General features: G+C 59.9%; 13 protein-coding genes. 2 read left to right on the top strand and 11 right to left on the bottom strand.

Features of this window, described 5'->3' with window-relative positions; genetic code table 11:
• Window positions 1-121: 121 nt before the first annotated feature.
• The 5 genes from EP837_RS18945 to vapB form a co-directional block, all read right to left on the bottom strand.
• Window positions 122-526 carry a DUF411 domain-containing protein gene (locus EP837_RS18945; RefSeq protein WP_066532165.1) on the bottom strand — a complete coding sequence of 135 codons (405 nt, stop codon included), beginning with the start codon at window positions 524-526 and terminating at the stop codon, window positions 122-124.
• A 244-nt stretch (window positions 527-770) separates the two neighbouring features.
• Window positions 771-1,160, bottom strand: coding sequence for a PIN domain-containing protein (locus EP837_RS18940; protein WP_066532163.1), 390 nt, complete (start codon window positions 1,158-1,160; stop codon window positions 771-773).
• The gene (locus EP837_RS18935; RefSeq protein WP_066532161.1) at window positions 1,157-1,402 is read right to left on the bottom strand and encodes an AbrB/MazE/SpoVT family DNA-binding domain-containing protein; all 246 of its coding nucleotides are present in this window, start codon (window positions 1,400-1,402) and stop codon (window positions 1,157-1,159) included. Before EP837_RS18935 ends, EP837_RS18940 begins: the two co-directional genes overlap by 4 nt.
• A gap of 107 nt (window positions 1,403-1,509) precedes the next feature.
• Entirely contained in the window at window positions 1,510-1,920 is a 411-nt protein-coding gene (vapC, locus tag EP837_RS18930) for a type II toxin-antitoxin system tRNA(fMet)-specific endonuclease VapC (RefSeq protein WP_066532158.1), read from the bottom strand.
• Window positions 1,920-2,150, bottom strand: coding sequence for a type II toxin-antitoxin system VapB family antitoxin (vapB, locus tag EP837_RS20775; protein WP_082919875.1), 231 nt, complete (start codon window positions 2,148-2,150; stop codon window positions 1,920-1,922). Before vapB ends, vapC begins: the two co-directional genes overlap by 1 nt.
• A gap of 1,278 nt (window positions 2,151-3,428) precedes the next feature.
• On the opposite strand from vapB, the gene EP837_RS18925 reads away from it, so the two are divergent.
• Window positions 3,429-4,124, top strand: coding sequence for an alpha/beta fold hydrolase (locus EP837_RS18925; protein ID WP_156518775.1), 696 nt, complete (start codon window positions 3,429-3,431; stop codon window positions 4,122-4,124).
• 370 nt (window positions 4,125-4,494) lie between these two features.
• Window positions 4,495-5,724, top strand: a complete 1,230-nt coding sequence (gene pabB / locus EP837_RS18920; protein WP_082919864.1) for an aminodeoxychorismate synthase component I — start codon at window positions 4,495-4,497, stop codon at window positions 5,722-5,724.
• 622 nt (window positions 5,725-6,346) lie between these two features.
• Here the strand turns inward: pabB and fdhD are convergent.
• The 6 genes from fdhD to EP837_RS18890 all read right to left on the bottom strand — a co-directional run bounded on the left by fdhD (window position 6,347) and on the right by EP837_RS18890 (window position 13,424).
• Window positions 6,347-7,189 (bottom strand): formate dehydrogenase accessory sulfurtransferase FdhD, encoded by an 843-nt coding sequence (fdhD, locus tag EP837_RS18915; RefSeq protein ID WP_082919874.1) that lies wholly within the window; start codon window positions 7,187-7,189, stop codon window positions 6,347-6,349.
• Window positions 7,190-7,239: 50 nt separating this feature from the next.
• The gene (locus tag EP837_RS18910; RefSeq protein WP_066532153.1) at window positions 7,240-7,545 is read right to left on the bottom strand and encodes a formate dehydrogenase subunit delta; all 306 of its coding nucleotides are present in this window, start codon (window positions 7,543-7,545) and stop codon (window positions 7,240-7,242) included.
• A gap of 10 nt (window positions 7,546-7,555) precedes the next feature.
• Window positions 7,556-10,402 carry a formate dehydrogenase subunit alpha gene (gene fdhF / locus EP837_RS18905; protein WP_066532150.1) on the bottom strand — a complete coding sequence of 949 codons (2,847 nt, stop codon included), beginning with the start codon at window positions 10,400-10,402 and terminating at the stop codon, window positions 7,556-7,558.
• The gene (locus tag EP837_RS18900) at window positions 10,399-11,976 is read right to left on the bottom strand and encodes an NADH-ubiquinone oxidoreductase-F iron-sulfur binding region domain-containing protein (protein ID WP_066532149.1); all 1,578 of its coding nucleotides are present in this window, start codon (window positions 11,974-11,976) and stop codon (window positions 10,399-10,401) included. The genes fdhF and EP837_RS18900 overlap by 4 nt, the downstream gene beginning before the upstream one ends.
• On the bottom strand, window positions 11,973-12,425 hold the full coding sequence (locus EP837_RS18895; protein WP_066532147.1) for an NAD(P)H-dependent oxidoreductase subunit E: 453 nt from the start codon (window positions 12,423-12,425) through the stop codon (window positions 11,973-11,975). The genes EP837_RS18900 and EP837_RS18895 overlap by 4 nt, the downstream gene beginning before the upstream one ends.
• Before the next feature lie 96 nt (window positions 12,426-12,521).
• On the bottom strand, window positions 12,522-13,424 hold the full coding sequence (locus EP837_RS18890) for a LysR family transcriptional regulator (RefSeq protein ID WP_066532385.1): 903 nt from the start codon (window positions 13,422-13,424) through the stop codon (window positions 12,522-12,524).
• Window positions 13,425-13,495: the final 71 nt, after the last annotated feature.

Genomic DNA, 13,495 nt, shown 5'->3' with positions numbered 1-13,495 from the left:
GCGTGTGTTGGTGTAATCGCGTTAGGCAAGGTAGTAGCTGCTCCAGCCCCTGCTGGGCCAACTTCTGGAGGAAAAGAATTAGGAAGCCACAGCCCATTGCGGCGTGAATAGGATTTCCGGACTAGTGCCGAGCGTAAATCCGCGTCCCACCCGTGCCAAATGCAGTAACAACATAAGATTGTTTTGGCTGGCCTGGCACTTCCATGCCGGGTGAACCGAGCGGCATTCCCGCAACGGCCAAACCGCGGACACCCTTGGGTCGCTGGGCAAGAACACGGCGCATGTCCGCAATCGGAACGTGACCCTCAAACACCATCCCGTCGATGAGGGCGGTGTGGCAGGAGGCGAGTGTGGCAGGGACGCCGCGGGCGCGTTGGAGAGCGGCTCTTGCTTGGTCATCGATTATGGTGACGCGGCGGCCCAGTTGGGCTTGCACCTGCTTTGCCCATTTCTCGCAGCAGCCGCAGCCAGGATCACGGTGCACGATGATGGGCGTGGCGGCGCTGGCAGCAGCGGAAAGCAGCATCAATGCGGCCGCAATGAGATGACGTTTCACGCTTTTGAGCCTCCTTGCAAATCACGCTAGGCATAGCGGCACTGGGTGCCTTAATCTACCGATCCTTGGAAGCAGGGCAGCCGATCTGCCCTCAGCAATCCGACGACCGGCCTTTCTTCGAAGCATCATTCTTGCAGGGGCTGGCTGCTTAAGCACCGGGACTGCGATGTAGCCTGCTCGCGGCGCCTACCAGCGCCAGGGGTGCCCATCGCAATCAGCGGACAACGGAGACGTTGACTCCCACGGCATCTGCGACGGTGCACCACTGCTTATCTGCAGTAAGTGCGGGAAGGCCATCGCGACGGGCGAGCGCCAGGCAAAACCGCCCGCCGAGCGACAGGCCGGCCTGCGCCGTCGCGGCGTGCAATCCTCCTGCGATCGTCGCCAGCGCCTGATCGGCCGCGACAACGTTCATCGGCAGCGGCCGGAGCATGGCATCGACCTGATCGGCAGGCATGCCGGCACGAATGAAATGGCTGACCACCTCTGCGTAGTTGACGCTCGACATGCGCACGTTGGCAATGGCGTCAGCGACCTTCGCCGCGCCGGGCTCGTTCCGGAGCAGGGCCAAGAGCGCCGAGGCGTCGAGCACCGTTTCGCTCACTCGCCGGATTCCTCGAGGCGGCGGGCGAGGAAGGCATCGACGGAAGCCTCCCGATTATGACCGGTATATTGCTCGGCCAGCGCTTGAGCATGGGCGATCGACTGTGTGACAGTGCGCAGGATTACCCCGTTTTCGGTCTCCTCAACCAGTAGGGCGCCGCCTCGAGTAAGGCCAAGCCGCCTGCGGATCTCGACCGGCAGGCTCATCCGACCGTTGGGCGTGATCGTTATTTGCACCGCCATGGGAGTTGCTCCAATTTGACTGGTGAAGGGCATCGTTGCATAAAATGGCAGTTGTGCCACACACTCTAAAATTTGTCGCGTTGTCCCTATCGCGACATGATGATCCGTCAATCGGAACTCGCGACCCAGTCTTCAACTCGAAGTCCCGGGACGCGCTCGAATTCCCGCTGATTATTTGTGACAATTATTAAACCCGCCGATCGAGCATGTCCCGCAATCATCTGGTCATAGGGGCCTATAGGCGTCCCAGCTCGCGAAAGTTCGGCACGAAGCTGTCCAGTGTGCGCAGCTGCTTCCCGGCCATAGTTGAGCACCTCCAAACGCGCCGCAAAGCCCTCCACGTCTGCCAAATTGCGCTCTGGATTAGAGGATTTTTCCGCGCCATAAATCAACTCCATCAGCGTGACAGAACTGATGCACATTTGGCCCTGATGCTGCTTAAAAGCGCTCCGCACCTCCTGAGGCCGGTTCTTGATAGTGAAAATGCAGATGTTGGTATCCAGCATGAACTTCAGCATCAGAAGGGCTCGCGGGTCTGATCTGCCGGCTGCTCGCGTTCTGACATGAAGTCAGTAGTGACACCTTCGCCTTCAAACCAGCTGTCCCAACCCTCACCTGCAGGGGTGATGATACGCGTTCGACCTAAGGCTATAACATCAACTCGCTTCACGTCGTCGGGGAGGGCGGCAGCCTTTGGCAAACGCACTGCTTGGCTCCTGTTGGTCTGAAATACAGAACCTTGTTCCACTCTACCCTCCTGCAGGATTGTCTGAGAATAGCTGCAATTTAGGGACTGCTTGGGATATGTCAATGGGATATACAGAAACCCTGGAGCACCTCTTCTGGTGCAGTGTGGCTCGTTCGGCCGGCTACCAGTGCCTGTGCAGAGAGGCCCTCGCGTGGGGCGAGTACCAGGCAGAGCGGGTTCATTTACTATCGGAAACTGACCCTGCTGGACAGCATTCCCGCCCGGTTTCCGGACAATCAATCGATTTCAATGTGCGGAGACGATAAGCCCAGTTGGTCGGGGGTGAAGGACAAGACTCCAGGAAGCTGGTCAACGACGGTATGAGCCGCAACGCCGTGCCAAAGGCGCTGGAAAGGGGTTAAGCCCCTGTATGTCCCTGATTTTCGCACTTCGATTTAGAATCCACCGCTTACAAAATTTCGGATTGATAATAGTAATTATGTTAAATTACTCGATCTTCGATGTTCTTGTTACTCGTGCAGTACCCAGCTTCAGCCCGTCGCATCGGTACTCTGGATTGCGGTACCAAAACCGCGTGGGTCCAAAATCCGTCAGAACACAGTCAGCCGAAAACCGCGGATTTATGCAGCTTTCCTAAAGCTGCTCTCGTACCCCGCCGCGGGTAAGAAAAAATCGCGTGCGCTACATGACGCTGGAGCGACGACAGGCTTAAGTCACCGCAGCCGTTGGCGCCGCCAGCGAAATCTGCAAGGTCATGGCTGTGCGCTCAAACGCAATCAACGATACTCTCGCTTGCCGCGCCCCCCTGACCATCGTGGTCGATGTCAGCACCCTTTCGGCGTTCGTAGCCCCCCATGAGCAGCTCATTCGCGCCGCTGCTACACGCGGCCCACGTACGGAGATCCCCGTGAACATTGATTAGTTTAAAAGAACTTCAACATGCAGAGCACGGCGTGTCGGATCGCTGGAATAAAGCGGACCGGGACAGCGAACCTATAAATCGGCATTAGGTCTAACAGAATTTGTGTCCCGAACAGCAGTTTCGAACTGGAGGCGCCTGTTTCGAACAAGCAAGACTTGGCTAAAGGGTTTCCGATCTCGCGGCAACTCGACCTTCATTGCGGTCGGGTGACTGGGGCCTGGGCTCGAGCTTGGATTTCCGGCCACCACGATGCCGATTCCTGGGGGATGAGCATATAGGAATCAGCCGTTTAGGATCCTCGAGAATCCTCTTTCATGTCGCTGTCTATTTCTCTCTAGCGCAAGGGGTACATTCCAAATATCGACTTTTCAAAAGGGACAATTGCTGGAGAGGTCATGTCGGAGCATTTGGTTATACTTCCGGGACTGCTTTGTGACGCGTGCATGTTTCAGAACCAGCTACAAGCTTTCAACGCATCAGTCGTGAGCGGCTTCTATGGCGGCGCGATTCGCATTGTCGACATGGCGAAATATGCCCTCAAACAAATGCCTGAACGATGCGCGTTGCTCGGGCATTCGATGGGCGCCCGAGTGGCGCTGGAAATCATGCGCATCGCACCCGCAAGGGTTACACGTCTTGCCCTTGCTGATACGGGAATCCATGTGCCCAAGCCGGGGGAGGCTGAAAAGCGGCACGCCCTGCTCGATCTGGGACGACGGCACGGAAGCGGCGCACTCGTTGACGCATGGCTTCCGCCAATGATCGGTTCGGCGCATCGTTCCGATCCCAAACTATTCGCAATGCTGCATGCGATGGCGGTGAAGGCGGGCGTATTAACCTATGAGGCGCAAATCGCGGCCCTTCTGTCGCGTCCTGACCCGAGCGCTATTTTGCCGAAGATTCGTTGCCCCACCTTCGCCATTGTGGGACGGGACGATGAGTGGTCGCCAGTGGACCAGCATCAACAGATTATTGACCAAATTCCTGGTGCGCAACTTCGCGTGATCGAGAATGCCGGCCATATGGCGCCAACGGAAGAACCAGAGCGGTTCAACCAGGCGGTCCGCGAATGGCTTTCCTATCAACCATAGTCTTTTCATGCTCTGAATGCGACTATGATGACCCAAATGATCGTTTCCGAAACTGCTCGAGGGATTGCAATAATGCTGTCTGTGCGCGATTGGCAGACAGTTGCAAACGCGAGCGTGCATGGAAAAGGAGGGTGACTCCTGTCAAAGGAGGTCGGATGACGCGTACAATCGGATCAGACCGATCGGTCGACGGCTGCCCGCGTTTCTGGGACCCTCTCCCGGTTTTTAAGTAGAGCTCGAATAGAAAATCGACCTGTTAAACAAAATTTCCACTCTTTTTGAGTCCGATCTCTCCGCTTTGAGTTAACGCGGCTGGACTCTAAAGATGGCTAATGGAACGGCGGTACTGCGGCATCTTTGAGGTACGGAAATGACACTGCACGCGCCCCTCGAACTGCTTCTGTGTCCTAGAGGATGGGGGGACACCAACCTGAACGTAGATTGCCGGCGGCGCCCGTCGCCGCCCGACGGATCACCCTTTCTGCTGCTGGATGATGCACGGGATGGTGGGTCCGCCTATCTGTTCCAGGAGCCCCTCGGAATCATCACAGCATTTGCAGCGGATGACGTTGCCCCTGCGCTCGAACGTGCACGCGCGGCGCTTGCTGCCGGATACTATGTCGCCGGGTATTTGACCTATGAGGCTGGCAATGCGTTCGATCCTGCGGGAAAGAGCGCAGGATTGGAAAGCGCCTCACGGGAACCCCTGCTTTGGATGGCAATTTTTTCCGCCCCGCTGCTGCTGAATCCCAAGGCATGGTTGCCGCCGCCGACCAGCGCGCGGCTGAACCTGATGCCGGACCTCGCACGATCGGATTATCTAGCCGCCGTCAGCGAGATCATCGGTTTTATCGAGGCTGGCGACATTTACCAGGCGAACTTCACCTATCAGAGTCGGGTCGCGGTTCCCGACCATCCGTTCGCGCATTATTCGCGGCTGCGCCGTTCGCAGGCGGCCGGCTGGGGTGGGCTGCTTCACAATGGCCGGCATCACTTTCTTTCTTTTTCGCCCGAGCTGATGGTCGCAGCATCGGCCACGGGCGATATCTGGTCGAAGCCGATGAAGGGCACGGCCAAGCGCCAAGCCTCGCCGGCGCGTGACCGAGAGGCGGCGCGGCAACTGCGCGCCAGTTCCAAAGACCAATCAGAAAATCTGATGATTGTTGATTTGATACGGAATGATCTCAGTCTAGTGAGCAGGGTCGGCTCTATTGTCGTTCCCTCACTATTTGAAGTCGAGGCATACCCAACTATCTTTCAGATGACCTCCACGATTAGGGCGAGTTTACTGCCCGGCCGAGACAGCATCGACATCATTAGAAACCTCTTTCCCTGCGGCTCAATAACGGGTGCGCCCAAGCTGCGCTCCCGGGAGATCATCTCCCGCATCGAGCGAACCCCACGCGGCATTTATACCGGGGCGATCGGCTTCTTCGCACCGAACGGTGCCTGCGCGTTCAATGTGGCGATCCGGACACTAGTTGTTGCGAAGGATGAACAAGCAGGAAAGCTGGGCCTTGGCTCCGGAATAACCGTGGGTTCAGACGGCGCGGCTGAATGGGACGAATGCCTTGCTAAAGCCAATTTCCTGCTGCTGTGAACGCCGTCAGGATATTTCCAAAAATTAAATTCAGCGAGTCTTAGATCGGACCTGACCCATTACACCCTGATTGCGCCCCTAGCGCCTCTGACCGAACGAGCCAGAGAAGACCCTTTTTCGCGGCGAACGACCCGTTTATGCACTCATGATTTTACAAACTATGCATGAGAGGCCGTCATGTACAAAATTGCAGGATCAGATCGAGGCGTTCAGCATTGCTATGACCCGCGATACAAGAGCGAAGCGATGTCATTGCTCGCTTGCACTGTGAATAACCCAACCATTCCCGAAGATCCAACGCTGCGTCACAGCTGCTCTCTTCTTGAATGCTCATAGGAACTGGGATCTGCGCCGTCGCCTGACCCATTTCCGCCCGTCATTCCAATTCTCAGGACATGACCAGTTTGGACGATCAAATGAGAGCGTGGATCACACGGCCGCAGTACAGAATAGTTTCGTCTTCCTGAGCCCATCCGCCGTAAGCGGGATATAGATACAGCCGTGACGAACGGCGAATGAAGTTGAGTTTGATGCTGGTCGGAAACGGCACCCGTCTTGTTGATGGACTCGAACCTCGAGTAATCACATAATGGAGTCCATGACCACTTATGCCCTTGAATCTTCATATTTTCTGTGACGCGCCGCGGCATTGTTGAAGATCATACCATAAAGTTTTGTTGGCTGAAAAACTAGTGTCCGTAAACAGCAAGCTGTTTGTTAATAAAGAATCTGCTCTGGCGAGGACTACCAGCATTAACCCTGCGCTAGCTGCACGCGCTGTGGCAAGTTGGGTAGGGGCGGATATGGTGACGAGTAGCGGGCAGTTTGCAATGGCTGCCTTCTCCACAAGTTCATAGGAGCAACGAGACGATAGAAGGGCAAAGCCGCCGCTCCAGCTGGTGCCGCTCTGCCACATCGCGCCGATGAGCTTGTCAAAAGCATTATGTCGCCCGACGTCCTCCCGGACCTCAACGATGCGTCCCTCGCTATCGACATGTGCGGCAGCATGAGCCGCGGCGGTGACACGATTGAGCGGCTGATGATCACGCAGCGCATCCAGTGCGCGGAAAATAGTCTGCCGCCCAGCGTAGGACTGCGCTGTGACCCTGGGAAGCGGCCTTATCGCCCGCTCGAGATTCTCGATCCCGCAGATACCGCAAGAAGAGTCCGTTGCGCGATGGCGCACACGGTCCAGCAGCAGTCCCGTTTGCGCTGGTGGCAGAGTGGCGCGCGCCACAATCCCATATTCGGTGCGATGGACATCGACATCTAGCGGGCGCTCGTCCGGCGTATTCAGCCGTTCCCCGAGCGCGAAGCCACAGACCAGGTCTTCAATATCCGCGGGCGTCGCCATGAGAACGGCATAGCCGATGCCATTGAACTCGATCGCAACCGGTACCTCTTCCGGCACCGCCCGATCAATCAAACGCGTACCGCCATCCCGCTCAAGCCGCTCGAACGGCATATAAGCGAGGCTCTCGCTGTTGCCGCAGATCTGGTCCCGCTCGCCCGGGTTCACCCCGCGTCGCAATGCCCTGCCTCATTGACAGCGTTGAACAGCGCAGGATCGGGCTGTTCAGCGCGGCCGTGCTGCGCCATCAGCGCTACAGCGGCAGCGACAGTTGCAGACAGCCTCTCGGGCTGCTCGCGGGCGATGGCGATGATCTGAGCCTTCATCCGAGGATCCCAAAAGCTGGTGAGATGCTCGCTGAGCGCAAGTGCTGCCCTCTCCTCACCCATCGGGGCCAAATTGCGGGCAATCTGATGCGCCATATAGACCAGGCGCTCGGTGGTCGACATGACATGGCCATCCTCGTTCATGCCAGTCCCCCTACTCCGCCGCTTCCGCAGGCGCGATGCGCCGGCTGAGCTTGGCCTGCTCGGCATATTCCTGTTGCCAGTCGCTCGGGCCATTGGAGAGGCTGACCTGAACCGCTGTAACCTTATATTCGGGACAATTGGTGGCCCAGTCAGAATAGTCGGTGGTGATGACGTTCGCCTGCGTCTCAGGATGGTGGAAGGTCGTATAGACCACGCCCGGCGCGACCCGTTCGGTGATGAGCGCGCGGAGCGTCGTCTCGCCTGCCCGGCTGCGCAGCGTCACCCAGTCCCCATCCTTAAGGCCCCGGTTCTCCGCGTCGCTCGGATGGATTTCGAGCCGGTCTTCGGGATGCCAGGCCGTATTGCTGGTGCGCCGCGTTTGCGCGCCGACATTATAATGGCTGAGGATGCGGCCGGTGGTGAGCAGCAGCGGGAAGCGGGGGCCTGTCTTCTCGTCAGTCGGCACATAGTCGATCACCACGAACTTGCCCTTGCCGCGAACGAACCTGTCGATGTGCATGATGGGCGTACCATCGGGAGCGGCCTCATTGGCGGGCCATTGCAACGATCCTTCCGCCTCTAGCCGGTCGTAATTCACCCCTGCAAAAGTCGGCGTGAGCGCGGCGATCTCGTCCATGATCTCGGATGGATGACTGTAATTCCAATCGAGGCCCATGGCCTTCGCTACCAACTGCACGATCTCCCAGTCCGCATAGCCGTTCAGTGGCGCCATCACCTTGCGTACGCGCTGAATGCGCCGTTCGGCATTGGTGAAGGTCCCGTCCTTCTCGAGGAAGGTAGAGCCCGGTAGGAAGATATGGGCGTAATTGGCGGTTTCATTGAGGAAAAGGTCCTGCACGACCACGCATTCCATCGCCGCTAGCCCCGCCGCGACATGATGGGTATTGGGGTCCGACTGGAGGATGTCCTCGCCCTGGATGAAGATCCCCTTGAAGGTCCCGTCAGTCGCCGCGTCCAGCATGTTGGGAATACGTAAGCCAGGTTCCGGGTCCAGTGGCACGCCCCAGGCCCGCTCGAACAGCGATCGCGTGGCATTGTCCGACACATGGCGGTAGCCGGAAAATTCATGGGGGAAGCTCCCCATGTCGCAGGCTCCCTGGACATTATTCTGGCCGCGCAGCGGGTTCACGCCCACGCCCTCGCGCCCGACATTGCCGGTTGCCATGGCGAGATTGGCGATCGCCATCACGGTCGAGCTGCCCTGGCTATGCTCCGTGACGCCCAGGCCATAGTAGATCGCGCCATTGCCACCTGTGGCATAAAGCCGCGCGGCCGCGCGCACCTCCTGCGCCTTCACCCCGGTCAACGGCTCGATTGCCTCAGGCGAGCGGCTGGGCTCGGAGACGAAATCGGCCCAATCCTGGAACTCGTCCCAGTCGCATCGCTCGCGAATGAAAGCCTCGTCATAAAGCTTTTCGGTCACGATGACATGGGCGAGTGCGGTCAGCATGGCGACGTTGGTGCCTGGGCGCAGCGGAAGATGATGCTCCGCCTCGACATGGGGCGACTTCACGAGGTCGGTGCGACGCGGATCAATGACGATCAGCTTTGCGCCCTGCCGGAGCCTCTTCTTCATCCGACTGGCGAAGACCGGATGCCCGTCCGTCGGATTAGCGCCGATGACGAGGATCACGTCGGCCTTCATCACGCTATCGAAGTCCTGCGTACCCGCCGATGTGCCAAAAGTCTTGCTGAGGCCGTAGCCGGTGGGCGAGTGGCACACCCGCGCGCAGGTATCGACATTATTGTTGCCGAACCCTTGGCGGATCAGCTTCTGGACAAGGAAGGTCTCTTCATTGGTGCAGCGGCTCGACGTGATCCCGCCGATGCTGCGTGTGCTGTATTTCGCCTGAATGCGGCGGAACTCCGCTGCGGTGTGGGCGATCGCCTCTTCCCATGTCACCTCACGCCAGGGCTCATCGACCGACGCGCGGATCATGGGATTGAGGATACGGTCCTGATGCTGGGCGTAGCCCCATGCGAAGCGGCCCTTCACACAGCTGTGGCCGCGATTAGCCTTGCCATCCTTCCACGGCACCATGCGCACCAGTTCCTCGCCCCGCATCTCGGCGCGGAAGGTGCAGCCCACGCCGCAATAGGCGCAGGTAGTGACGATCGCGCGATCGGGCGTGCCGGTTTCGACCACCTTCTTCTCGATCAGGGACGCTGTCGGACAGGCCTGCACGCACGCGCCGCAGGACACGCATTCCGAGCCGAGAAAATCCTCCCCCTGCGACGGCGAAACCTTGGACGCAAAGCCCTTATTCTCGATCGTCAGCGCGAAGGTGCCCTGCACCTCCTCGCAGGCGCGCACGCAGCGCGAGCAGACGATACACTTGCTCGGATCGAAGTCGAAATAGGGATTCGACTGATCCTTGGGCTGGCCCATGTTCGTCGCACCGTCATAGCCGTAGCGCACGTCGCGCAAGCCCACCGCGCCCGCCTGATCCTGCAGTTCGCAATCGCCATTGGCGGCGCAGGTCAGGCAGTCGAGCGGATGGTCGGAGATATAGAGCTCCATCACCCCGCGCCGCAGCTGCTTCAGCCGATCGGTCTGGGTGCGCACCACCATGCCTTCCGCCACCGGCGTGGTGCAGGAAGCGGGATAGCCGCCCCGCCCTTCCACCTCGACCAGGCACAGGCGGCAGGAACCGAAGCTCTCGACGCTGTCGGTGGCGCAGAGCTTGGGAATGGAGCAGCCGGTCAGCGATGCTGCGCGCATGATGCTGGTGCCCTCGGGCATGGTGACGCGCTCGCCGTCGATGGTGAGCGTGACGGACTTGGCCGTCGCGATGGCAGGCGGGGTGCCACGGTCGGCTTCGCGGGAGAAGGTCATTCCGCAGCTTCCTTAGCAGGCGCGGTGGCGCCGAAATCCTCGGGGAAATGGTCGAGCGCGCTCAGCACCGGATAGGGCGTAAAGCCCCCCAGCGCGCAGAGCGAACCAAATTTCATCGTATCGGCGAGATCTCGCAACAAGCTGATCTCCTGCTCCACCGTCTGCTGCATGGGCGAGGGTGAACGCGAATAGAGTGCCTTGGCAAGGCCGCCGGGCAGCGCTGGATTAGCCCGCGGCGACCCCTGCTCCCTGCGCGCCATGATCCTGTCCATGATCTCGACACCGCGCGTCGATCCGATGCGGCAGGGCGTACATTTGCCGCAGCTTTCGGCTGCACAGAACTCCATCGCAAAGCGCGCCATATGCGCCATATCGACACTGTCGTCGAAGACGGTGATCCCGGCATGGCCGATCAGTCCTCCCGCCTGGGCGAAAGCTTCATAGTCGAAAGGCAGATGGAACATGCTTGGCGGGAAATAAGCACCTAGCGGTCCACCCACCTGTACCGCGCGGACCGGGCGGCCGCTCGCGGTCCCACCACCAATGTCATTCACCAGTTCGCCGAGCGTGATGCCAAAGCCGATCTCGTAAAGGCCGCCATGCTTCACATTACCGGCAAGCTGCACCGGCATGGTGCCGCGCGACCGGCTAAAGCCGACCGCCGCATAGGCCTCTGCCCCTTCCGTCAGGATGAATGGCACGGCGGCCAGGCTCAGCACATTGTTGATGACCGTGGGCTGGCCAAACAGCCCCTGCAAGGCGGGCAGCGGCGGCTTGGCGCGCACCTGGCCGCGCTTGCCCTCGATACTGTCGAGGAGCGCCGTCTCCTCGCCGCAGACATAGGCCCCGGCCCCTTCGCGCACCTCCAGCGTGAAGGGCGCGATCAGATGCGCGCAGGCGTCGATCGCGGCGCGCATCGTGGTGATGCAGTAGGGATATTCGCTGCGGATATAGATGTAGCCATGGCGCGCTCCGACGGCATGAGCGGCAATTGCCATGCCTTCGATCAGGCAAAAGGGATCGCCCTCCATCAGCATGCGGTCGGCAAAGGTGCCGCTGTCGCCCTCATCGGCATTACAAACAATGAACTTTGTGGAGGAGGCCGCATCCAGCACAGTCTGCCACTTGATGCCGGTCGGGAAGCCCGCGCCGCCGCGTCCGCGCAGACCCGAGGCCTTGACGGCATCCACCACCGCCTGCTGCGACATGGCGCGCGCTGCTTCTAGCCCTGTCCAGCCACTTGTGGCGGCATAGTCGGCAAGGCTTAGCGGATCGACGATACCGCAGCGGGCAAAGGTGAAGCGCTGCTGCCCGGCAAAGAAGGGCAATTCCTCCACGCGGCCAAGCATATTGGCGTGCGTACCATCGAGCACGGCAGCAGCATCCGCTGGTCCCACCGGACCATAGCCGATCCGCCCCTCGGCCGTTTCCACCTCCACAAGGGGCTCGATCGAAAATAGCCCGCGCGAACCGGTGCGGATCACCTCGCAGCCCGTATTGGAGAAAGCCCGCGCTACATCGTCCGCGCCAAGCGCGACTGAGGCCATGTCGCGGCTGATGAACACGCGCGTCATGCCGCCACCTCGATCGCGATCCGCTCCAGCGCGGCTGCATCAATGCGCGCCACCGGACGGCCGTCCACCAGCGCATTGGGACCGATCGCGCAAAGGCCGAGGCAATAGACTGGCTCCAGGCTCACCTGTCCGTCGGTTCGGGTCTGGCCCATGGCCACGCCAAGCCGCCGCGCCGCTTGCGCTTCGATTTCCGCTCCTCCGCGTGCCTGACAGCTCTCGGCGCGGCACAGCTTCACCACATGGTGGGCTGGCGGCGCGCGATGGAAATCATGATAGAAGGTGATGACGCCATGCACGTCCGCGCGCGAAATATTGAGCGCCTTCGCGATGGCCGGGACGAGGGCATCGCTGATGTAGCCGCCCTCCTCTTGGATGGCGTGAAGCAACGGCAGCAGCCTGTCGCGTGAGCTGCCATGCCGCAGCGTCCAGGCACTGATAAACTCGTCCATTCCACCCCGCCCTCGCGGCTATTTTCTTCTCGCTATGTTGCGGCATTGAAGAGGCGCGTCAAATCGATCTGAGCTATGAATGATAGGGTGAGGCTATCAGGTGCTACGGAACTCTGGAGGAAGCCGGAGCTCCCGCGCTACACTCAACACTGCCTGCGCCAGTTGGCCGAGCGGCGCGCTATCGGCTACGATCACGCCCACCCTGCTGCCTTCCACCATGTCGGGCAACTCGTAAGTCCGCGCCCACTCCAGGCCTTTCAGCAAAGCGGCATGACTATCCGGGATGATGGAGCAGAGCCGGCCATGCTGCACAAGGCCAAGTAGCGCTATATAGCTATCAGCCGTGACACGAGGCTGGAGTGCAAGGCCCCGCTCAGCGAGGCGGGAATCAAGGATACGGCGGTTTTGCATCCCTTGGTGCAGAAGACAGAGCGGCAGTTGCGCAAGGTCAGCCCAGCCAAGCGGGTCGGAAATCGGGATCCCGCCGACCGCGCTCACAAGCATGGTTCGCTCGGAATAAAGCGCCACGGAAAGCGCGTGTGCGGGCGGCTCGAAGTCGAGATAGGTTATCCCAGCATCCAGTTCGAAAGCGGCGAGATCTCGTTCGATCTGTCTGGAAGTCAGCGCGCGCACTGAGATGTTGAGCCCGGGATGGCGGCTAAACATTGCTTCGACCAGGCTGCCTACTACAGGCATGGCCGCAGGGATGCATCCGAGCCGCAACTCGCCCTTGAGCGGGCCTCGAGTTGATTCGGCGGCGTGCTCCATCGCCTCAGCGGCCGCGACCAGCTGACGAGCCCAGGGAAGAATTGCCTCGCCTTCAGCCGTTAGACCGACGAATTTGCGATCGCGCCGTATCAGCCTCTTGCCGAGCTGTTCCTCGAGCGATGCAATGCCAGCCGAGAGGCTCGGTTGCGAAACATTGCAGGATGCCGCGGCGCGCGCGAAGTGACCTTCGCGCTCGAGCGCCAGAAAATATTCGACGAGCCGTGTCTGCATGAGCGACCTATAGATCAGCACAAGTGACCCTCATAGCCCGCGCCTATGAGAATTCACAACCATTCCTCGAG

The organism is Sphingobium sp. EP60837 (assembly GCF_001658005.1).
In the GTDB taxonomy this organism is placed as follows: Bacteria; Pseudomonadota; Alphaproteobacteria; order Sphingomonadales; family Sphingomonadaceae; genus Sphingobium; species Sphingobium tyrosinilyticum.
Note: the sequence above shows the minus strand (reverse complement) of the source record. Positions and strands in the feature narration are given on the sequence as shown.